At 73.5% G+C, this 20,837-nt stretch carries 17 protein-coding genes and 1 tRNA gene; 8 read left to right on the top strand and 10 right to left on the bottom strand.

Features of this window, described 5'->3' with window-relative positions; all coding sequences use genetic code 11:
* Window positions 1-106 precede the first annotated feature (106 nt).
* Complete coding sequence (dhaL, locus tag ACFVUY_RS18680; protein WP_387731080.1) at window positions 107-733, bottom strand: dihydroxyacetone kinase subunit DhaL; 627 nt, start codon at window positions 731-733, stop codon at window positions 107-109.
* A gap of 20 nt (window positions 734-753) precedes the next feature.
* Window positions 754-1,746: a dihydroxyacetone kinase subunit DhaK gene (dhaK, locus tag ACFVUY_RS18675; protein ID WP_359910555.1), complete on the bottom strand. Its 993-nt coding sequence runs from the start codon at window positions 1,744-1,746 to the stop codon at window positions 754-756.
* Window positions 1,747-1,903: 157 nt separating this feature from the next.
* On the opposite strand from dhaK, the gene dhaM reads away from it, so the two are divergent.
* Complete coding sequence (gene dhaM, locus ACFVUY_RS18670; protein ID WP_359910558.1) at window positions 1,904-2,296, top strand: dihydroxyacetone kinase phosphoryl donor subunit DhaM; 393 nt, start codon at window positions 1,904-1,906, stop codon at window positions 2,294-2,296.
* 45 nt (window positions 2,297-2,341) lie between these two features.
* Here the strand turns inward: dhaM and ACFVUY_RS18665 are convergent, their stop codons facing one another.
* Complete coding sequence (locus ACFVUY_RS18665) at window positions 2,342-4,054, bottom strand: bifunctional 3'-5' exonuclease/DNA polymerase (RefSeq protein ID WP_387685394.1); 1,713 nt, start codon at window positions 4,052-4,054, stop codon at window positions 2,342-2,344.
* A gap of 242 nt (window positions 4,055-4,296) precedes the next feature.
* On the opposite strand from ACFVUY_RS18665, the gene ACFVUY_RS18660 reads away from it, so the two are divergent.
* Window positions 4,297-6,321 carry a M3 family metallopeptidase gene (locus tag ACFVUY_RS18660; RefSeq protein WP_387685396.1) on the top strand — a complete coding sequence of 675 codons (2,025 nt, stop codon included), beginning with the start codon at window positions 4,297-4,299 and terminating at the stop codon, window positions 6,319-6,321.
* A gap of 54 nt (window positions 6,322-6,375) precedes the next feature.
* On the opposite strand, the gene ACFVUY_RS18655 is transcribed toward ACFVUY_RS18660, so the two are convergent.
* Both ACFVUY_RS18655 and ACFVUY_RS18650 read right to left on the bottom strand, forming a co-directional pair.
* Entirely contained in the window at window positions 6,376-7,833 is a 1,458-nt protein-coding gene (locus tag ACFVUY_RS18655) for a cellulase family glycosylhydrolase (protein WP_387731078.1), read from the bottom strand.
* 151 nt (window positions 7,834-7,984) lie between these two features.
* Complete coding sequence (locus tag ACFVUY_RS18650) at window positions 7,985-8,608, bottom strand: TetR family transcriptional regulator (protein ID WP_387685401.1); 624 nt, start codon at window positions 8,606-8,608, stop codon at window positions 7,985-7,987.
* A 134-nt stretch (window positions 8,609-8,742) separates the two neighbouring features.
* On the opposite strand from ACFVUY_RS18650, the gene ACFVUY_RS18645 reads away from it, so the two are divergent.
* Window positions 8,743-9,969 (top strand): acyl-CoA dehydrogenase family protein, encoded by a 1,227-nt coding sequence (locus ACFVUY_RS18645; protein WP_387731075.1) that lies wholly within the window; start codon window positions 8,743-8,745, stop codon window positions 9,967-9,969.
* 1 nt (window position 9,970) lies between these two features.
* Here ACFVUY_RS18645 and ACFVUY_RS18640 read toward each other — a convergent pair whose 3' ends face one another.
* The 3 genes from ACFVUY_RS18640 to ACFVUY_RS18630 form a co-directional block, all read right to left on the bottom strand.
* On the bottom strand, window positions 9,971-10,582 hold the full coding sequence (locus ACFVUY_RS18640; RefSeq protein WP_387685405.1) for a phosphatase PAP2 family protein: 612 nt from the start codon (window positions 10,580-10,582) through the stop codon (window positions 9,971-9,973).
* 82 nt (window positions 10,583-10,664) lie between these two features.
* On the bottom strand, window positions 10,665-11,474 hold the full coding sequence (locus ACFVUY_RS18635) for an enoyl-CoA hydratase/isomerase family protein (RefSeq protein ID WP_387731073.1): 810 nt from the start codon (window positions 11,472-11,474) through the stop codon (window positions 10,665-10,667).
* Between the two features lie 35 nt (window positions 11,475-11,509).
* Window positions 11,510-12,199 (bottom strand): TetR family transcriptional regulator, encoded by a 690-nt coding sequence (locus tag ACFVUY_RS18630; RefSeq protein WP_380550304.1) that lies wholly within the window; start codon window positions 12,197-12,199, stop codon window positions 11,510-11,512.
* 187 nt (window positions 12,200-12,386) lie between these two features.
* On the opposite strand from ACFVUY_RS18630, the gene ACFVUY_RS18625 reads away from it, so the two are divergent.
* Window positions 12,387-14,009 carry an MFS transporter gene (locus tag ACFVUY_RS18625; RefSeq protein ID WP_387731070.1) on the top strand — a complete coding sequence of 541 codons (1,623 nt, stop codon included), beginning with the start codon at window positions 12,387-12,389 and terminating at the stop codon, window positions 14,007-14,009.
* A 103-nt stretch (window positions 14,010-14,112) separates the two neighbouring features.
* On the opposite strand, the gene ACFVUY_RS18620 is transcribed toward ACFVUY_RS18625, so the two are convergent.
* Window positions 14,113-14,667, bottom strand: coding sequence for a GNAT family N-acetyltransferase (locus ACFVUY_RS18620; protein ID WP_387685413.1), 555 nt, complete (start codon window positions 14,665-14,667; stop codon window positions 14,113-14,115).
* 75 nt (window positions 14,668-14,742) lie between these two features.
* On the opposite strand from ACFVUY_RS18620, the gene ACFVUY_RS18615 reads away from it, so the two are divergent.
* Complete coding sequence (locus tag ACFVUY_RS18615; protein WP_387731067.1) at window positions 14,743-15,348, top strand: TetR/AcrR family transcriptional regulator; 606 nt, start codon at window positions 14,743-14,745, stop codon at window positions 15,346-15,348.
* A gap of 321 nt (window positions 15,349-15,669) precedes the next feature.
* Here the strand turns inward: ACFVUY_RS18615 and ACFVUY_RS18610 are convergent.
* Window positions 15,670-15,745 (bottom strand) — tRNA-Arg (locus ACFVUY_RS18610).
* 657 nt (window positions 15,746-16,402) lie between these two features.
* Here ACFVUY_RS18610 and ACFVUY_RS18605 point away from each other — a divergent pair.
* The 3 genes from ACFVUY_RS18605 (at window position 16,403) to ettA (ending at window position 20,772) form a co-directional block, all read left to right on the top strand.
* Window positions 16,403-17,023 (top strand): single-stranded DNA-binding protein, encoded by a 621-nt coding sequence (locus tag ACFVUY_RS18605; protein ID WP_387731064.1) that lies wholly within the window; start codon window positions 16,403-16,405, stop codon window positions 17,021-17,023.
* Between the two features lie 357 nt (window positions 17,024-17,380).
* Window positions 17,381-18,835, top strand: a complete 1,455-nt coding sequence (locus tag ACFVUY_RS18600) for a Cys-Gln thioester bond-forming surface protein (protein ID WP_387685418.1) — start codon at window positions 17,381-17,383, stop codon at window positions 18,833-18,835.
* A 272-nt stretch (window positions 18,836-19,107) separates the two neighbouring features.
* Window positions 19,108-20,772 carry an energy-dependent translational throttle protein EttA gene (gene ettA, locus ACFVUY_RS18595; protein ID WP_359910599.1) on the top strand — a complete coding sequence of 555 codons (1,665 nt, stop codon included), beginning with the start codon at window positions 19,108-19,110 and terminating at the stop codon, window positions 20,770-20,772.
* The last annotated feature ends 65 nt before the right edge of the window (window positions 20,773-20,837 follow it).

The following is a 20,837-nucleotide window of genomic DNA, read 5'->3' as shown; positions in this document are numbered from 1 at the left end:
CGCCCCTTCCGCAGCGCGTCCCTCTCGCTGGGTTGGGTGAGGGGGGAGGTGGGTCGGGGGAAGAGGGGGGAGGTGGGTGGGGGTGGTTGCTGTGGGTGGGTGAGGGTCAGGCGGCGGTGACGTCGGCGAGAGTGCGGAAGACGAGGGCCGTGGAGGTGGCGCCCGGGTCCTGGTGGCCGATGCTGCGTTCGCCCAGGTAGGAGGCGCGGCCCTTGCGGGCCCGGAGGGGGACGGTGTCGCGGGCGCCCTGCTCGGCGGCGTCGGCGGCCGCGGCGGCCGCCCCGGGGAGGCCGGCGCCGGTGGCGGCCGCCGCGCGGAACGCGGCGACGGCCGGGGTCCAGGCGTCCACGATGGTCTTGTCGCCGGGTTCGGCCTTGCCGAGGAGGCGGACGGCGTCCAGGCCCGCCGACAGGGCCTCGGCGACGTCGGCCGGACCGGCCGGTTCGGGCAGGGCGGCGCCGATGGCGCGGAAGGCCTTGCCGTAGAGCGGGCCGGAGGCGCCGCCGACCTTGGAGATGAGCGTGCTGCCGGTCCTGGTGAGGACGGCGCCGGGGCCGGCCGGCCGGAGGCCGTCCAGGGCGGTCAGGGCGGCGGCGAAGCCGCGCCGGAGGTTGCTGCCGTGGTCGCCGTCGCCGATCGCGGAGTCCAGCTCGGTGAGCCGGGACTGCTCCTTCTCGACGGCCGCGGCGATCGCTCGGATCCAGGCCTCGGCCAGCGAGGTGTCGAAGTCCATCGGGTCTCCTTCGGTGCGGCTCAGCGCTTGAGGGCGGGGGTGTCGACCGGGGCGTCCCAGAGTTCCAGCAGCTGGGCGTCGGCCTTGGTGAGGGTGAGCGAGAAGCCCGCCATGTCGAGGCTGGTGACGTAGTTGCCGACCAGGCTGCGGGCCACCGTGATGCCGCGCTCGGCGAGCCTGGCGGCGACCTCGCCGTAGACCACGTACAGCTCCAGCAGCGGGGTCGCGCCGAGGCCGTTGAGCAGGGCGATCACCTCGTCGCCCGGGGTCAGGTGGTGGTCGGCCAGGACGGTCTCGACCACCTCGGCGGCCAGCTCGCGGGCCGGGCGGAGCTTCTCCCGCCGGCGGCCGGGCTCGCCGTGGATGCCGACGCCGACCTCGATCTCGTCCTCGGGCAGGTCGAAGCCGGGCTTGCCGGCGGCCGGGACGGTGGCCGCGGTGAGCGCGATCGCGAAGGAGCGGGAGGCGGCGTTGACCCGCTCGCCCAGGGCGGCGACCTCGTCCAGCGGGGCTCCGCGCTCGGCCAGCGCGCCGGCCGTCTTCTCCACCAGCACGGTCGCGCCGGTGCCCCGGCGCCCGGCCGTCCAGGTGGAGTCCTCGACCGCGACGTCGTCGTTGACCAGGACGGTGCGGACCTCCAGGCCCTCCTCGGCGGCGAGTTCGGCGGCGAGCTCGAAGTTCATCACGTCGCCGGTGTAGTTCTTCACCACGAAGACCACGCCGGCGCCGTTCTCCACGGCCTTGGCGGCGGCCAGCATCTGGTCCGGGACGGGCGAGGTGAACACCTCGCCGGGGCAGGCGGCGTCGAGCATGCCCGGGCCGACGAAGCCGCCGTGCAGCGGCTCGTGGCCGGAGCCGCCGCCGGAGATCAGCGCGACCTTGGGACCGGCCGGGCGGGCGGCCCGGGTGATCACCCGGTTGGGGACGTCCACCGCCAGCTCCGGATGGGCGGCGGCGATTCCGGCCAGCGCGTCCTCCAGGACGCTCTCCGGGGTGTTGATCAGCTTCTTCAACGCTCTTCGCTCCCTTGGTGACCGGGGTGAGGACGCCACGGCGGTCGATGCCGTGGACCCGACGCTACGCCAGACGGGGGTGGGGGGCACGGGGTGCGACACGCGGGATTCCGATCACTCTCCCGGAGCAGTCGGTTCCGGCCGTAGGGTCGGCCGCATGAGTGAGAACGTGGGCATTGTTCTGGTCTCGCACAGCGCCCGGCTCGCGGAGGGGCTGCGCGAACTGCTCGGCGAACTCGCCCCGGACGGCGTGCGGGTGGTCGTCGCGGGCGGAACCGAGGACGGCGGGCTCGGCACCAGCTACGACCTGATCGCCGGGGCGATCGCGCGGGCCGACGCCGGGGCGGGCGTGGTCGTTCTGCCGGACCTCGGCAGCTCGGTGCTCACCGCCGTCACGGTGCTGGAGGACGAGCCGCGCCCGGGCGTGCGGCTGGCGGACGCGCCGTTCGTGGAGGGCGCGGTGGCCGCCGCCGTCACCGCCTCGACCGGGGCGGACCTGGCCGAGGTGGTCGCGGCGGCCGAGGACGCGCGCGGGTTCAGGAAGCTCTGAGCGTCCGGCGTCCGCTCACCCGGCGTCCGTTCACGTGGAGTCCGCTCACTTGGCGTCCGCGTAGCAGTCCACCACCGCCGTGCTGAGCGGGAAGCGCACCGGGGTGTCGCCGAAGACCAGCCGGCGGGCCTCGTCGGCCGCCTCGGCGACGGCGGCGGCCACCTCGTCGGCGAGGTTCGCCGGGGTGTGCACGATCACCTCGTCGTGCTGGAAGAACACCAGGTGCGGGCGGTCCGCCGGGCCGGACGCCGGCAGGTCGTTCAGCCGGCGGCGCAGCGCGGCGAGCAGGGCCAGCGCCCAGTCGGCGGCGCTGGCCTGGATGACGAAGTTGCGGGTGAACCGGCCGCGGGCGCGGGCGGTGCGGCCGCCGGCCTCGCCCGCGGCGTCCCCCTCGGTGAGGTCGAGGAAGTCGGCGGAGGCCGGCGGGCAGACCCGGCCGAGCCGGGAGGCGACCAGGCCGCCGTCCTCGCCGGTGCGGGCGGCGGCCTCGACGTAGCCCATCGCGGCCGGGTAGCGGCGGTGCAGGGTGTTGAGCAGCGGGCCGATGTCGCCGCTGGTCTGGCCGTACATGGCACCGAGCAGGCCGAGCTTGGCCTTGTCCCGGTCGCCCTGGAAGGCGTGGGCGGCGAGCGCCTCGTACAGGTCGCCGCCGGCGGCGGTGCGGGCCAGCCCGGCGTCCTGGGAGAGCGCGGCGAGGACCCGGGGCTCCAGCTGGGCGGCGTCGGCGACGACCAGCAGCCAGCCCGGGTCGGCGACCACGGCGCGGCGCAGGATCCGCGGGATCTGCAGGGCGCCGCCGCCGCGGCTGGCCCAGCGGCCGGAGACCACGCCGCCGACCACGTACTCGGGCCGGAAGCGGCCGCCGCGGGCCCAGGCGTCCTGCCAGGCCCAGCCGTGCGCGACGTGGATCCGGGACAGCTCCTTGTAGCGGACCAGCAGCTGCGCGGCCGGGTGGTCGATGCCCTTGAGCTCCCAGGAGCGGGTGGAGCCGAGCTGGATGCCCGCCTCGGCGAAGGCGCGCAGCACCTGGGTGTGGGAGTCGGGATTGAAGGGCTTGGCGCCGAGTGCCTGCTGGAGGTCGACGGCGAGCTCGGCGAGGATCCTGGGCTGGGTGCCGGGGACGGTCGGGCGGGGGCCGAGCAGCTCGGTGAGCAGGTGGTCGTGGACGTCGGCCCGCCAGGGCAGGCCGTCGTGGGCCATCTCGGCGGCCACCAGGGCGCCGGCCGACTCGGCGGCGACCAGCAGCCGGAACCGCTGCCGGGCGCCCGGGTCGGCGAGGGCGGCGATCCGGCGCTGCTGTTCGGCGTGGACGGCGACCACGGCCGCCAACGGGTCGGCGCCGGGCGGAAGTTGCAGCCGGTCGGGGGCGAACAGGGTGTCCTGGCCGTCGTCGGCGTCGGACAGGCCCGGTTCGGGCAGGTCCGCCGGGACGGGCAGGCCGCGCAGCCGGGCCCAGGCGGCGCCGAGCGACCGGGGCGCGCCGAACCGGCCCTCGTGCGCCAGCAGCAGCGCCTCGACCAGCCGCAGGTCGTGGCAGCGGGCGAGCCGGTCGGGCAGCTTCGGCAGCAGCGGGGCGTACCCGGAGTCGGTGGCGGCCCAGACCCAGCGCGGATGGTCGGCGGCCTCCCGGGCGGCGACGGCGGTGGCGAGGTCGCGGACGGTCTCCGGCGGGCCGAGCGGGGCGCCCGCGTCGTCCAGTGCCTGGAGCCGGCCGCCGGGGCCGTGCGGGTCGGGCGCGAGGGCGGTCCTGGGTGCCACGGGGGCTGCTCCTCTCCGGCGCGCGGTCGGGCGTGCGGGGACGGGTACGGGGGGTGCGGGCCCGCGGGCGGGCGCGCGGCGGCCCGCGACCGACGGGCCCGCGCCGTCGACGTTAACGGGTGGGTGTGACAACGCGTGGCAGGCGGGCACGGCGGCGCCCGGCGGGACGGGCCCCGGCGGGGTGTCCGCAGGGGTGGAGAACCGCGTGGGCAGGGCGGGTGACACGGCGTAGGGTTCGCGAAATGACCGAGAACCCGTTCTTCCAGGCCAGTCCGCTGGTCTACGAGCTCCCGCCGTTCGCCGAGATCCGCGAGGAGCACTACCTGCCCGCGTACGAGCGGGGAATGGCCGAGCAGCTGGCCGAGATCGCGGCGATCACCGCCGACCGGGGCCTGCCGACCTTCGAGAACACCCTGGTGGCCCTGGAGCGCTCCGGGGAGCTGCTGCGCCGGGTCGACGCGGTGTTCCGCAACCAGTCCTCCTCGGACACCACCGACGTGCTGGACGAGGTGGAGGCGAAGGTCAGCCCGCTGCTCGCCGTCCACCACGACGCCATCCACCTGGACCTCGCGCTGTTCGCCCGGATCGAGGCGCTCCACGAGGCCCGCGCCGGGCTCGGACTGGACCCGGAGTCGCTGCGGCTGCTGGAGCGCCGGTACACCGCCTTCGTGCGCTCCGGTGCCCGGCTGGGCGAGGCCGAGCAGGCCCGGCTGCGCGAGCTGAACGCCGAACTCGCGGCGCTCGGAACGACGTTCCAGCAGAACGTGAACGCCGCCACCCGCTCCGCCGCGCTGGTGCTGGACTCCGCCGACGAACTGGCCGGACTGTCCGAGGGCGCCGTCGCCGGGGCCGCGGAGAACGCCCGGGTGCTCGGCCGCCCGGGCGGCTACGTGCTGAGCCTGCGGAGCACCTCCGGCCAGGCCGAACTGGCCCGGCTCGACGACCGCTCGGTGCGCGAGCGGCTGCTGGCCGCCTCGCTCGGCCGGGGCGCCGAGGACAACGGCCCGCTGGCGATCCGGATGGCGGCGCTGCGCGCCGAGCGGGCCGCGCTGCTGGGGTACCCGAGCCACGCCGCGTACGTGGTGGCGGACGAGACGTCCGGCACCGTCGAGGCGGTCTCCGGCCTGCTGTCCCGGCTGGTCGGCCCGGCCGTGGCGATGGCCCGGCGGGAGGCCGGGGAGCTGGCCCGGGCGGCCGCCGCGGACGGGATCGGGGAGCTCGCCGCGCACGACTGGGCGTACTACTCGGAGAAGGTCCGGCAGAGCTCCTACCAGGTGGACGCGGCGGTGCTGCGCCCGTACTTCGAGCTGGAGCGGGTGCTGCGGGACGGCGTCTTCTTCGCCGCGAACCTGGCGTACGGGGTGAGCTTCACCGAGCGGCCGGACCTGACGGCCCACCACCCGGACGCCCGGGTCTTCGAGGTGTTCGAGGAGGACGGCAGCCCGCTGGGCCTGTTCATCGGCGACTTCCACGCCCGGGCGTCCAAGCGCGGCGGCGCCTGGATGGACGCGCTGGTCTCCCAGTCCGGGCTGACCGGGCAGCGGTCGGTGGTGCTGAACAACCTCAACATCCCGCGTCCGGCGCCCGGCGAGCCGGTGCTGATGGACTGGGACGAGGTGCGCACGCTGTTCCACGAGTTCGGGCACGCGCTGCACGGGCTGTTCTCGGACGTGCGCTACCCGCTGTTCTCGGGCACCTCGGTGCCCCGGGACTTCGTCGAGTTCCCCTCGCAGGTCAACGAGATGTGGATGGTCCGGCCCGAGGTGCTGGCCAACTACGCCCGCCACCACGCGACCGGGGAGCCGCTGCCGGCCGAGCTGGTCGAGCGGATGACGGCGGCCGAGGGCTTCGGGCAGGGCTTCCGGACGGTCGAGTACCTGGCGGCCACGCTGCTGGACTGGGCTTGGCACACCGTGCCGCAGGGCGAGGAGATCGCGGACGCCGAGGAGTTCGAGGCGCGGGCGCTCGCGGCGGCCGGGATCGCGGTGGACGCGATCCCGCCGCGCTACCGGACGGCGTACTTCCAGCACATCTTCTCCAGCGGCTACAGCGCGGCGTACTACGCGTACATCTGGTCGGAGGTGCTGGACGCCGACACCGTGCAGTGGTTCGAGGGCAACGGGCGCCCGGTGCGGGAGAGCGGCGAGCTGTTCCGGCGGGAGCTGCTGGCGCGCGGGTTCAGCCGGGACCCGCTGGAGTCCTTCCGCGCGGTGGTCGGCCGGGCGCCGGAGACCGGGCCGCTGCTGGCCCGCCGGGGACTGGCGTGACCGTCCCGCTCGGTACGTTCACGCCGCTCGGCCCGCTCGGCCCGCTCGGTCCGCTCATCGAGCGGTGAGCGTGACCGTCACGGTTGTGCCCCGGGGGGCGTGCGGGAGCCGGACGCGTACGGTTCCCGCCCGCCCGCCGGTCGGCTGTTCGACCTCGACCCGGGCGCCGGCGGGGGCGACGGTGACACCGGCCCCGTGCGGGAACGCGGCCGGGGGCAGCAGGATCTCGCTGCCGCGCCCGGTGCCGTCCGAGCGCCAGCCCACGGTGGTGGCGGCCGTCCGGACCTCGGTGCCCGCGACGGCCACCGGGTACGGGCCGAAGGCGGGTTCGTCGCCGGGGGCGGGGCGTCCGGCCGGGTCGAGCGCGCAGTAGCCGCCGTTGCCCCGGCACCAGTACCACATCGTCCAAGCCTCGGCGAAGCCGTCCATCGCGGCGACCTGGCGGCGGACCAGCTCGGCGTTGCCCGGGGTGCGGGAGTTCGGCGGACCCCACTCGCCGACCAGGACGGGCAGGCGGTGGGCGGCCGGGTAGCCGGTGATCGCGGCGGTGTACTGCTCCACGAAGCCGCCGGCCGGGTCCCAGTCGGCGCCGCCCTCGACCGCGGTGTCGTAGAAGTGCGGCGCGTAGCCGAGCCGGGGCGCGCCGGGGCGCGGGTCGGCGAAGCCGGGCAGTTGGGTGGGTACGCCCTGGCCGACCAGCACGGTCGGCTCGACGAACAGCCAGGAGCGGGAGTCGACCCGGCGCACGGCCGTGATCAGGCGGCGGTACATGTCGGCGAGCCGGCCCTGTTCCAGGGCGGCGGAGGCGGCGGCCAGCACGGCCGGGTCGCTCGGGTCGCCGTCCACCGGGCCGAACGGCTCGTTGAACAGGTCGTAGCCCAGCAGTGAGCTGTGGCCGCGCAGTTCGCGGGCGAGCCGGGTGTAGAAGTCGGCCTGCCAGGCGCGCAGGTCGGGGTCGTCGTAGAGGTGCCGGAAGGCGGCCTGGACGGCGGGCTGGAAGTAGCCGGCGAACCAGTCGTCCGGGTCGGGGGTGAACGGCAGGTCGTCGTCGCGGGTGGCCCAGACGGGCACGCCGTTGGTGCCGCCGCCGAACTTCGGCCCGTAGACGTCCTGGTGGAAGTCGATCAGGACCAGCAGGCCCAACCGGTCGGCCCGGTCGAGGAGCCGCTGCACGCGGTGCAGTTCGGCGAGGTCGAGGCGGCCGCGCTCGGGCTCCAGCCTCGTCCAGGAGACCGGCAGCCGGACCAGGGTGAAGCCCTGGGCGGCGACGGAGTCGAGGTCGGCGGGGGTGGCCTCGGCGTACTTGTCGAGGTTGAAGCCGCGCAGCCGCAGGCGGCGGCCCTGGGCGTCGGTGAGGGAGGTGCGGCCGTCGGCGGCGGTGGCCGTGCCGGTGGGGAAGCGGTCCGGGGCGGGGGAACGGCCCGGCTGCCCGCCGTGGGCCGAGGCCGGGACGGCGGTGAGGACGGCGGTGGCGGCGAGCAGCAGGGCGACGGCGGTGCGGCGCAGGCGCATCGGGGACCTCGCACGGCAGGGGTGGGGGTGGGGCCCGATGATGCCCGGACTGTCGTGCGCGGCACAAGAGTTCGGTCGACGGACGCTGTCGGGCGACCGAGCGACCGAGCGACCGAGCGACCGAGCGACCGAGTGGGCGGGTGGCCGGGCGTCAGTCGGCGGTCGGCTCGGGCGCGGTCGGCGGGACGGCGGTCGGCAGGTCCGCGGCGGCGGCGAGCCGGCCCCAGAGCAGGTCGGCCAGCGCCTGCACCATCCGGGTGCGGGAGCAGGGTCTGGTCTCCAGCCACCAGTCCCCGGCGGCCAGCACCATGCCGGTGATGCCGCGGCCCCAGGCCTCGGCGAGCAGGTCGCGGTCGGCGCCGAGGTCGACCTGGCTCCGCACGGCCCGGGTGATCTCCTCGGCGATCTGCTTGAGCGCGGGGGCGAGCGCGTTGCCCGCGCTGCTGGGGTCGCCGGGCTCGGGGTGGGTGAGCAGCCGGTAGACCTGGGGGCGGGCCTCGATGCCGGCGAGGTAGGTGTCCAGGACGTGTTCGACCCGGTCGCGGCGTTCCAGCGGCTCGGCGAGGGCGGCCCGGACGGCGGCCAGCAGCCCGCCGGTGTGGCGTTCGGTCAGGGCTCTGATCAGGCCGTTCCGGTCGCCGAAGTGGCGGTAGAGGATCGGTTTGGTGATCCCGGCCTCGGCGGCGATGGCGTTCATGCTGGCGCCCGGCCCCTCGCGCTGGATGACCCGGTCGGCGGCGTTGAGCAGCTGCTCGCGGCGGGGCTCTCGGGACATGCGCTGCTCCTCGGGATCGGGTTCGGCGGGGTCTGCCTGGGCGTTGACACCGGTTACCAATCAGTAGCAGACTCCCACGATGTTACCCGAGGTAACACCCCGGTCGGCCGCACACGTCTTCGGAGGCACGCACCATGAGCAGCACGTTCTCGCTGGACCCGGGCGCGGACCAGCTCGCCGTACGCGACTGGCTGCACGGCTTCGCCGCCGACGTGATGCGCCCGGCCGCGGCCGAGTGGGACGAGCGCGAGGAGACCCCCTGGCCGGTCATCCAGGAGGCCGCCAAGCTGGGCATCTACTCGCTGGACTTCTACGCCCAGCAGTACTTCGACCCCTCCGGCGTCGGCATCCCGATCGCCATGGAGGAACTGTTCTGGGGCGACGCCGGCATCGGGCTGTCCATCGTCGGCACCACCCTGGCAGCCGTCGCGGTGCTGGCCAACGGCACCGACGAGCAGATCGGCACCTGGACCCCGCAGATGTTCGGCACGCCGGAGGACGTCAAGGTGGCGGCCTTCTGCTCCTCCGAGCCGGACGCCGGCTCCGACGTCTCGGCGCTGCGCACCCGGGCGGTGTACGACGAGGCCGCGGACGAGTGGGTGCTGAACGGCACCAAGACCTGGGCCACCAACGGCGGGATAGCCGCCGTCCACGTGGTGGTCGCCACCGTCGACCCGGCGCTCGGTGCGAAGGGCCAGGCCTCCTTCGTCGTCCCGCCCGGCACCCCCGGACTGAGCCAGGGCCAGAAGTTCAAGAAGCACGGCATCCGCGCCTCGCACACCGCCGAGGTCGTGCTGGACGGCGTCCGGGTGCCCGGCAGCTGCCTGCTCGGCGGCAAGGAGAAGCTGGACGAGCGACTGGCCCGGGCCCGCGAGGGCGTCAAGCGCCCGGGGGGCCGGGGCAACGCGGCGATGGCCACCTTCGAGGCCTCCCGCCCGGCCGTCGGCGCGCAGGCGATCGGCATCGCCCGGGCCGCGTACGAGGTGGCGCTGGACTACGCGAGGACGCGCGAGCAGTTCGGCCGGCCGATCATCGACAACCAGGGCGTGGCCTTCCAGCTCGCCGACATGAGGACCCGGATCGACGCGGCCCGGCTGCTGGTGTGGCGGGCCTCCTGGACGGCGGCCAACAACCAGCCCTTCACGGCGGCCGAGGGCTCGATGTCCAAGCTGTACGCCGGTGAGACCGCCAAGTACGTGACCGCGCAGGCGATGCAGATCCTCGGCGGCAACGGCTTCACCCGGGAGTACCCGGTGGAGCGGATGCACCGGGACAGCGCGATCTACTCGATCTTCGAGGGGACCAGCGAGATCCAGCGGCTGGTGATCGCCCGGGCGATCTCGGGGGTGCCGATCCGCTGACTCAGCGGGCCAGCCAGAAGGTGAGCCCGGCGGTGAGCGCGCCCACCACCGCGCCGACGACCGTCTGCGCGGTGGTGTGGTCCCGCAGCACCACCCGGGACCAGCCGATCGCCGGAACCAGTGGAGCGAGCAGCAGCCAGAGCGGGCCCAGTGCGATGGCGAGGCAGACCACCGCGCCGGTGGCCACGGCGGTGTGGACGGAGACCTTCCACCAGGCGGTGATCACCAGGATCGGGACCAGCGAGGCGAACATCGCCAGGACCAGCGCCGTCAGGTCGGCCGGGGCGTCCAGTCCGATCATCACCGCGAAGCTGAGCAGCACCGAGCCCATGATGAGCGGGAAGACGGTCAGCCGCCGCTGCCGGTGGCCGACGTGGCGGTCCGCCACGGTGCCCTTGCGCATGCCGTGCCGGATGATCAGGGTCGGGACGACGGCGGCGAACAGGATGGCGAACAGCGCCCAGCCGATGCCCGGCAGGCCGTAGCGGAGGCCGCCCAGCACCGGGAGCAGCGCGACGATCACGTTCTTCGGCTCCAGGCCGTCGGTGATCCGGCGGGCCCAGATCGTCCGGCTGGTGGGGGCGGCGGGCGCGGCCTCGGCCTCGGTCGTCATCGGGGTGGGTGCTCCGGGGGCGTGAAGGGGCGGACGGGTTGGACGGGTTCCGGTCGTACAGGTGATGGTGGTGCGGCCCGGCTCAGAACCGGGCGGGGCGGCCCTCCAGGAAGGCCGTCAGGCCCTCGCGGATGTCCGAGCCCTCCCGGGCGCGGAGCAGCCAGGGGGCCAGGACCTCGTCCGCCCGCTCGGGAGGGGCGTCCAGGACGGCCTTGGCCGCGCCGATGGTCTGGGTCGAGCGGAGGGTCAGCACCCGGGCGAAGTCCAGTGCGGCGGCGTCCAGTTCGGCGTCCGGCAGGACGCGTTCGGCGAGGCCCAGCGGCAGGGCGTCCCGGCCGGCCACCAACTCGCCGGAGAACAGCAGGTACTTGGCCCGGGCCGGGCCGATCAGCCGGGACAGCCGTACGGTCGGCACCGCCGAGTAGACCACGCCGAGCTTGGCCGGGGTGATCCCGAGCCGGGCGTCCTCGGCGACGAACCGCAGGTCGCAGGCGACGGCGAGCTGGCAGCCGCCGCCGACGCAGGCACCGTGCACCACGGCGAGGGTCGGGTGCGGGAAGGCCGCCAGCGCCTCCTCGGCGGCGACGTTGGTCGCGTGGTAGGCCTCCGCGTGGTCCGGATCGCCGTACACCTCGGAGAGTTCGGCGATGTCCGCGCCCGCGCTGAAGGTGTTGCCGGCGCCGGTGAGCAGCAGGACGCGCACGCCCTCGTGGCCGGCCAGCTCCTCCAGCACCTTGGGCAGCGCCTGCCAGATCGCCAGGGTCACCGCGTTGCGGCGGTGCGGGCGGGCGAACTCCAGGACGGCGACGCCGTCCTCGCCGACGTACGCGTTGAGGCCTTCGGCCTGCGCGGGCAGGGCGGAGCGGTCCCGCGTGAGCAGCGGCTGGTCCATGCGCACCTCCGGTCGGTCGTGGTGCGCCAACTCTCTCAGGCGGCGCGGGTGCAGTAGTCGCCGAGGCCGTGTTCGAGCAGGGCGAAGGCGCGGCGGGCCTCCTCCAGTGCGGTGGGCAGGGCGTCGACGGCCCGCTCGCCGGCGAGCATCCGCCGATGGTTGGCGGCGATCAGCGCGACCCGGACGGCCAGCGCCTGCGCGGTGGCGACCCGGGCGGTGAGCTCGTCGTGGGCCGGGTCCTGGGCGATCAGTTCGGCGGAGAGCGCGGCGTGCGCCAGCAGGTCGAAGCCGTGGGTGGCCCGGGCGGTCAGTGCCGGGGTGCGGTGGATCAGCCGGACCACGTCGAGCACGATCCGGTCGTCGTTCAGCCCGGAGGCCGGGTCGAAGCGTTCCAGCGCGGCGAGGAACTGCTCGCGCAGCGCCGTCGCCGCGGAGCTGCCCGGGGCGCGGTCGCGCACCGCCCGGGCGGGCTCGTCGAGGTGCTGCTCCATCGGGCGCATGACCAGCTCTTCCTTGGTGGGGAAGTAGTTGAAGACGGTCATCTTGGACACCTCGGCGGCGGCGGCGATCTCCGCGACCGAGACCTGGTCGAAGCCGCGCTCGGTGAACAGCGCGATGGCCGTGCGGAAGATCCGCATGCCGGTCTGGAGCTTCTTGCGCTCGCGCAGCGGGAGCGCGTCCAGGTCGACGTCGGAGCCGGGGTCCTGTGCGGGTCGCATCGCCATGCTGGGGACTGTACCAGGCTCAAATGTTGACCGGTCCGAAAGATTGGCCGGGATGAAAGATTGCCCAGGCTGAAAGATTGGTCGGGATGAAGAATTGACCGGGTACAAAAATGCTGCCATGGTGAGGACGCGCCGCCGGCCGTCCCGGCCCCGACGCGAACTCGACCGACCCTGGGGGGACTTGACCATGGCCACCGCCGTACCCGCACCGCCCGGCGCCACCGCGCCGATGACACCCGGCCGACGCAAGGCGGGCATGCTGCTCTGCCTGGTCACGATCGTGCTGGCCGTGCTCGACATGAACATCGTCTCGGCGGCCACCGTGCCGATCGTCCGCGACCTCGACCCGGTCCACGGCGTAGACCGGCTGCCCTGGCTGATCAGCGCGTTCGCCCTCGCCGCCACCGCGCTGCTGCCGCTCTACGGCAAGCTGTGCGACTCCTACGGCGCCAAGCGCGTGCTCCTCGGGGCGGTCGCCACCTTCACACTCGGTTCGGCGCTGTGCGGAGCGGCGCAGTCGATGGGCCAGCTGATCGCCTTCCGGGCCGTCCAGGGCATCGGCGGCGGCGGGCTGATGAGCGTCACCATGGTCGTCATCGCCCAGTTCAAGGAGCCGGGCGGGCGCGCCAACGCCAAGGGCAGCGCCATGGGCGGGATCGTCGCGGGACTGGGCATGTCGGTCGGCCCGCTGGTCGGGGGGCTGCTCGCCGACCACGTCAGCTGGCGCTGGATCTTCTACGTCAACCTGCCGCTCTGCCTGGTGGTGCTGGTCGGTGTCGCCCTGGTGATCAGGCTGCCCAGGGCGACCGGCCGCGGCGGCCTGGACTTCCTCGGCTCCGCCCTGGCCGCGGCGTTCGCGGTCGGGCTGCTGCTGGTCACCGAGTGGGGCGGCAAGGACTACGCCTGGACGTCCCCGGTGATCCTCGGGCTGGCCTTCGGCACGCTCGCCGCGTTCGGCCTCTTCCTGTGGCGCCAGGCCGTCGCCGCCGCGCCGGTGCTGCCGCTGTCGCTGTTCCGGATCCCGGTGGTGCGGCTGGGCTTCGCGATCCAGGGCCTGGTCGGAATGGGCATGATCGGCGCGATCGTCCAGGTGATGCTCTACCTCCAGCTTGCCCGGGGCGTCGCCCCGACCACCGCCAGCCTGTACCTGATCCCGATGGCGGCCGGGATGACGGTCTCCGGCCTGGCCGTCGGCCGGCTGCTCGCCCGGGGTCACTCGCTGGGGACCTTCCTGCTGGCCGGCGCGGGCTGTGCGGCGCTCGCCCTGCTGCTGCTCGGCCTGAGCGGGCCGACCACCGCGCTGCCCGCGGTGATGGCCGAACTCGCCCTGCTGGGTTGCGGGTTGGGTCAGCTGATCGGCCAGCTGATCGTGGTGGTGCAGCAGGCCGCGCCGGTGCACCAGCTGGGCGTGGCGACCACCGGCATCCGGTTCTTCCAGAACCTCGGCAACGCGCTGGGGGCGGCGGTGTTCGGCACCGTGCTGACCAGGGTCTTCGCGGACGGCGAGCAGGGCCGGCCGCTGGGCGCCGTCCGGACGCTCACCGGGGCCGCGCGCGAGCACGCGGTGCGCAGCTTCACCGACGCCGTGGACGTGGTCTTCCTGTCGGCCGGCGGGGTGCTGGTGCTGGTGCTGCTGCTGGTGTGGCGGCTGCGGGTGGTCGGCGGCGCGGCCCTGGACGGGGACGCGGCCCAGGATGCGGATGCGGTCCCGGGTGCCGGTGCCGGTGCGGGTGCCGGCGAGGGCGAGGCCGCCGAGCCGCCGGCCGGGGTGGCGGCGGAGCGCCCGGCGGTCGGGGCCCGGGCGGCCTGAGCGAGGGGTTCGAGCTGGGCGGCGTCCGAGCTGGACGGTGTTCGAGCGGCGGGGCCCGGTGGCACGGAGGTGTCCACCGGGCCCCGCCGCTGTCGCGGGCGGCTCAGCCCTTGGCCGCGGCCGTCCACTCGGAGGCCAGGATGGCCCAGATCTCCTTGTCGTAGCGGACCCCGTTGTACGGGTACCACTCGCGCAGTACGCCGTCGCGGGTCATGCCGACCCGCTCGGCGACGGCCCGGCTGCGGGCGTTGACGGAGGAGCACCACCACTCGGCGCGGTGCATGCCGCGGGTGGCGAAGGCGTAGTCGAGCAGCAGCTTGACGGCGGCGGTGATCAGCCCGTGGCCCTCGCCGGCCGGTTCCGTCCAGGCGCCGATCTCGCAGACGCCGGACCGGGCGTCGAAGCTCACGAACATCACGCCGCCGACCAGCGTGCCGTCCAGCCAGATGCCGTAGATCCGCTTCTGGTCGGCGTTCTGGCCGTCGGAGTAGCGCTGGAGGGTGGCGCGGGCGGAGTCCAGGTCGACCGAGAAGGTCGCCCAGGGGATCCACGGGTCGGTGTGGGCGCGGGCGCGGTCGAGGTGGGTCAGGAACTCGGGGGCCTGCCAGGGCTCCAGCGGGCGCAGTTCGGCGTTCTCGGTGAGCGGTACGGCAAACACGGGCGGCCTTTCACGGGTGGTGCTGAGGTTGGCGGAACCATTCATAACAAACGTTTGGTATGTACGATAGCCCCCATGACACCGGCCCGTGGAGACCATGACGCCCGACGCTCGGATGTTTCCGAGGGGGTGTGGCGGGTGCTCTCCACCCGGGGCTTCGAGGGGCTGACCCTGCGCGCGGTGGCCGCCGAACTGGGTGCCTCCACCGGGATGCTGACGCACTACTTCCCGAACAAGCGGGCGCTGCTCAGCCATGCGCTGGAGGAGCTGGACCGGCGCTCGCTGGCCCGGCCCCGGCGCACCGACCCGGCCGACGGCCCGCCGCCGGCCGGGCTGGCCCGGGTGCGGGCCTCGCTCCTGGACGTGCTGCCGCTGGACGGCGAGGCCGCGGCCGACAACCGGATCTGGGTCGGCTCCTGGGACCACGCCCTGGCCGACCCGGAGCTGGCGGCCGCGCACGCGGGCCGCTACGCGCGCTCGCGCACCGCGCTCACGGCGCACGTCGCGGACGCCCAGCGGCTGGGGGAGCTCCCGGCGCAGGCCGACCCGGCGGCGCTCGCCGCGGGGGCGCAGGCCTTCGTGCTGGGTCTGGTGGTGCAGGCGCTGTTCGCTCCGGAGGAGTTCCCGGCGGAGCGGCAGGCGAAGCTGCTGGACGCCTATCTGGCCGGGCTGGCGGGGTAGGCGGGGCGGGCGGGGCAGGCGGGCCCCAGCCGGAGTGCGCCGGTCCGGTCCGGTCCGGTCGGATCGGATCGGATCGGGTCCGGTCGGGGTCGGCCGTCGAGGGCGGCGCGTGCTCCGGCCTGTGCGGGGCGGGGGATTCGCCGGGAATTCCGGTTGTTCCGATTGACCCCGTTTTCGGTCCTGTTTCACGGCGGCCGCGATACGCATCGTCACGAGTTCTGCGCGAAGGGTGCGCGGAACGGTTGGTGTACGGGATGACCGGGTGGTCCGGAACGAACACGGATGGTGTTCGTCGGAGCGGTGGCCTGGGCAATTGCCGGATGGTGCCCCCAGCAGGATTCGAACCTGCGACCTACCGCTTAGAAGGCGGGTGCTCTATCCGCTGAGCTATGGGGGCGGGACGGGCGGCGCCCTGGCGGGCGCGACCGTGGCCGGGATCGGGCTGGCGGGCGCCGGGGCGCGCGCTGTCCGGCCCCGTACCTGAGGGTGGGGGTGGGGGTGGTGGGCCCTCGCCCTGTCGGGGACAGGATAAGGGTGACCGCTTCCCCGGCCGGGTGCGACGACACCGCCGTTGGTGTGTCGGTTCGGTGGAGCGGTCCGATAATCGCAGGTGAAGGCCGTGAGTGCAGCGGTCTGGGAGTGTTCCGCGCCGGACGTTGTGCAGTCGTTACGGGGCTGCCTCCTCACCCGTTATGGATTCGGCACGGAGAATGTGCCGCCGACGGAGCGGGTGGGGGGCCTTTATCGCCGTTGCGCCGGTCGGATGACGTGCGCGGACGGCCGTCCGGGTGCGTTCCGGATCCTGTTCCCCGGTGGCTTCCGGGGCGTGCCGGCGGGGCGGCGAGCAGCGGGTTTGTTGTCATGGCCGCGAAGATTCGGGCCGTGCAGAGGCTGCGGGAGGCTGAAATTCACCCCTGCGAGTGACAAAAGTTTCCACAGGCCCGAGTTATCCACAGGATTTCGGAACTCGGTGGCTGGGATTTCCCCCGAAGTGCACGCTCAAGGCGCACCGGTCGATTCCGTACGGTGCATCGGCGGGAACGGAGGGTGTGCTGTGAACGAGACGCATGTGACGGTGGTCGGCAATGTGGCGACGGAGGTGAGCTACGGCGAAACCGGCGGCGGGGTGCCGATGGCCAACTTCCGGCTCGCCTGCACGGAACGGCGGTACGACCGGCAGCGCGAGTGCTGGGTGGACGGCGAGACGCAGTGGGTGACGGTGACGGCCTGGCGGGCGCTGGCGGTCAATCTGATCGGCTCGCTGGCCAAGGGCGATCCGGTGCTGGTGAGCGGCCGGCTGCGGGTGCGGGAGTGGGCGGACGGGGAGGTGAAGCGCAGCCGGGCCGAGATCGACGCGCGATCGGTCGGACACGACCTCACCCGTGGTACCACGGCGTTCCGGTGGGCGGCGGGGGTGCGCGGGCAGCCGCCGGGCGGCCCCGGGCCGGCCGGGGCGGAGGCCGGTGACGAGGTGGTGCCGGAGTGGATCGTCAGCGCGGTGGAGGCGCGCAGGGGCTCCGTGCCGCGGCCCGGGGCGGGTTCCCCGGCGGCCCCGGCGGCGGTGGCGGCACCCGCCGTGCGGGCGCTGCCGCCCGGCGGGAGGCCGGTCGCGGGGGAACCGGGGGAGGTGGACGGGAGGGCACGGGGAGGTGGCGCCGCGGATGTGTCGACCTGACCGGTCGGGTGACCTTCCCTGTCGACAAATATGTTGATCGAGAACGTCGTTGCGCCCGCACGCGCAATCCGACCGCATAACAGAAAACCGTCCGTGAGTTTCTGCCGGGCCGTCAGCTTGTGTGGGACCTGAGGGGATTGATAACGATCCAGATACGGAATCGTCCTGATTTCGCATGGGGGTTTCGGGGCCTCCGGGGCTCAATAGGATTCGTCTGGTTCATACCCGCAGCAGTGCCACAGGGGGCACGCGCGGATCGGCAAGTCGGCGGGGACTGCCCACTCGGTGCGGCCCGGCCCGGAGGGATCCCAGATGTTCCAGAGGCAGGGGCTGAGTCTGTCCCGTATAACCACTGTCATGCTCACGACCAGCTTGGCGCTGGGCGGAGGCCTGTTCGCGGCCGGTGCGGCGGCCGCGGCCGGCGCGGCCGGCGCACCGACCTCGGGCGTGACCGCCGAGGTCCAGAACGAGATGCTCGGCGAGAAGATCGACGTCGAGGGCAAGGGGACCGTCGACGGCGGCCTGTTCACCCTCAAGACGGACGCGGGCGAGAAGCTCCGGACGTACTGCATCGACTTCGACAACCCGGTCTACCTGGACAGCAACGCCAAGTACCACGAGGCGGACTGGGCTGCGAGCTCGCTCAACAGCAACGCGAACGCCCCCAAGATCCGCTGGATCCTGGACAACTCGTACCCGCAGGCCAGCCTGGCCTCCCTGGCCACGGCCATCCACGTCGACGGTCTGAGCGAGGCGGACGCCGCCGCGGGCACCCAGGCCGCGATCTGGAAGTTCTCGGACAACAAGAACGCCGTCCCGCGCAACGACAAGGCCAAGAAGCTCCGCGACTACCTGGTCGGCGACGCCAACAAGGGCGTCGCGGCCGAGCCGAAGCCCTCGCTGACCCTCGCCCCGGACTCGGTCTCCGGCAAGTCGGGCGGCAAGCTCGGCCCGTTCCTGCTGAACTCCAGCGCGAACGAGGTCAAGCTGACCGTCACCGGCGACGCCGCGGACAAGGTCAAGCTGCTGGACAAGGACAACAAGCCGGTCGGTGGCGCCCTGGCGGGCCCGATCAACAAGGACACCCCGCTGTACCTGGACGTGCCGGCCGGCACCCCGGACGGCAAGGCCGCCATCAACGCCACCGCCGAGGCCACCGTGCTCAGCGGCCGGGTCTTCATGAGCAAGGTGGACAACCGCGGTCGCCACAGCCAGACCATGATCCTGGCCGGCTCCACCAAGGTGAACGTCGCGGCCGGCGCCAAGGCCACCTGGAAGCAGGGCAAGGGCGCGCTGATCGACAGCTCCGCCAAGGAGGAGTGCGCCGCCGGCGGCGTGCGGGTGTCCGTCGCCAACACCGGTGACGAGGCGGCCACCGTCACGGTCGGCAAGCAGCAGGTCGCCGTCCAGCCGGGCAAGACCGAGAGCGTGCTCGTCAAGGTCGAGGAGAAGGCGAGCTACGACTTCACCGTGACCGGCCCGAACGGCTACTCCAAGCAGTTCACCGGCGTTCTGGACTGCAAGACCGGCGTGACCCCGACCCCGGCCCCGACCACCCCGGCCACCCCGGCCGCGACCGGCACCCCGTCCGGCGGCCCGTCGGTGACCCCGTCGGGCACCCCGAGCACCGGTGCCGGCCAGCCGACCCCGGCGACCACCAGCGCCGCCCCCGGCACCGGTGGCCTGGCCCAGACCGGTGCCAATGACTCCACCCCGATCCTCGCTGCCGTCGCCGGTGGCCTGGTCGTGGCCGGTGGCGCCGCCGTCTTCGTCCTGCGCCGCCGCGGCCGTCACGGTCGCACCACCGCCTGAACCGACTGAACCGCCCGAGCGGGCCGGGGGGCGCTGACCTCCCGAGACCCTGAGAGCGGACACCGGCCCGGCTCCCCGCATCCGTGCGGGGAGCCGGGCCGTCGCGTTCCCGGGGTGGGGCGGAAGGGGCGCTGGTGGCGGGGCCCGGGCGGGCGGGGAGCGGCTCCGGATACCCCCGTGGGGTCACCTGGGCGGTTCGGGCTCCGGGCCGGGTGCGGCACAATGGAAGGCTGCAAGCCGAATTACTCCCGACGACGCCGGAGCGATCTCACGTGGCGGAATACATCTACACGATGCGCAAGGTGCGCAAGGCTCACGGAGACAAGGTCATCCTTGACGACGTGACGCTCAGCTTCCTCCCCGGAGCGAAGATCGGCGTCGTGGGCCCCAACGGCGCCGGTAAGTCCACCGTGCTGAAGATGATGGCCGGCCTGGAGCACCCCTCCAACGGCGACGCCTTCCTCTCGCCGGGCTTCACCGTCGGCATGCTGCTCCAGGAGCCGCCGCTGGACGAGTCCAAGACCGTCCTGGAGAACGTCGAGGACGGCGTCAAGGAGATCAAGGGGAAGCTCAACCGCTTCAACGAGATCGCCGAGCTGATGGCGACCGACTACTCGGACGCGCTGCTGGACGAGATGGGCAAGCTCCAGGAGGACCTGGACCACGCCAACGCCTGGGACCTCGAGGCCCAGCTGGAGCAGGCCATGGACGCGCTGGGCTGCCCGCCCGGCGACTGGCAGGTCACCAAGCTCTCCGGTGGCGAGAAGCGCCGCGTGGCGCTCTGCAAGCTGCTGCTGGAGGCCCCCGACCTGCTGCTGCTCGACGAGCCCACCAACCACCTGGACGCCGAGTCGGTGAACTGGCTGGAGCAGCACCTGGCCAAGTACGCCGGCACCGTCGTCGCCGTCACCCACGACCGGTACTTCCTGGACAACGTGGCCGGCTGGATCCTGGAGCTCGACCGCGGCCGCGCGATCGGCTACGAGGGCAACTACTCCACCTACCTGGAGAGCAAGCAGTCGCGCCTCAAGGTCGAGGGGCAGAAGGACGCCAAGCGCGCCAAGCGCCTCAAGGAGGAGCTGGAGTGGGTCCGCTCCAACGCCAAGGGCCGCCAGGCGAAGTCCAAGGCCCGTCTGGCCCGCTACGAGGAGATGGCGGCCGAGGCGGACAAGATGCGGAAGCTGGACTTCGAGGAGATCCAGATCCCGCCGGGCCCGCGTCTGGGCAGCGTCGTCATCGAGGTCGAGAACCTCAACAAGGCCTTCGGTGAGAAGATCCTGATCGACGACCTGAGCTTCACCCTGCCGCGCAACGGCATCGTCGGCATCATCGGCCCGAACGGCGCCGGCAAGACCACCCTGTTCAAGATGCTCCAGGACCTGGAGACGCCGGACAGCGGCACGGTCAAGGTCGGCGAGACCGTCAAGATCAGCTACGTCGACCAGACCCGCTCCAACATCGACCCGAAGAAGACCCTCTGGGAGGTCGTCTCCGACGGTCTGGACTGGATCAACGTCGGCCAGGTCGAGATGCCGTCCCGCGCCTACGTGTCGGCCTTCGGCTTCAAGGGCCCGGACCAGCAGAAGCCGGCCGGCGTGCTCTCCGGTGGTGAGCGCAACCGCCTGAACCTGGCGCTCACCCTCAAGCAGGGCGGCAACCTGCTGCTCCTCGACGAGCCCACCAACGACCTGGACGTCGAGACGCTCTCCTCGCTGGAGAACGCCCTGCTGGAGTTCCCCGGCTGCGCCGTGGTCATCTCCCACGACCGCTGGTTCCTGGACCGAGTGGCCACCCACATCCTCGCCTACGAGGGCGACAGCAAGTGGTTCTGGTTCGAGGGCAACTTCGAGTCGTACGAGAAGAACAAGATCGAGCGGCTCGGCGCCGACGCCGCCCGTCCGCACCGGGCCACGTACAAGAAGCTGACCCGAGGCTGACACCCAGCCGTCACAACGGCCCGGCAGACTGCCCCCCGGGGCGGCCTGCCGGGCCGCGGCCCGTC

It is taken from the genome of Kitasatospora sp. NPDC058063, assembly GCF_042885395.1.
GTDB lineage: Bacteria > Actinomycetota > Actinomycetes > Streptomycetales > Streptomycetaceae > Kitasatospora > Kitasatospora lactacystinica.
Note: the sequence above shows the minus strand (reverse complement) of the source record. Positions and strands in the feature narration are given on the sequence as shown.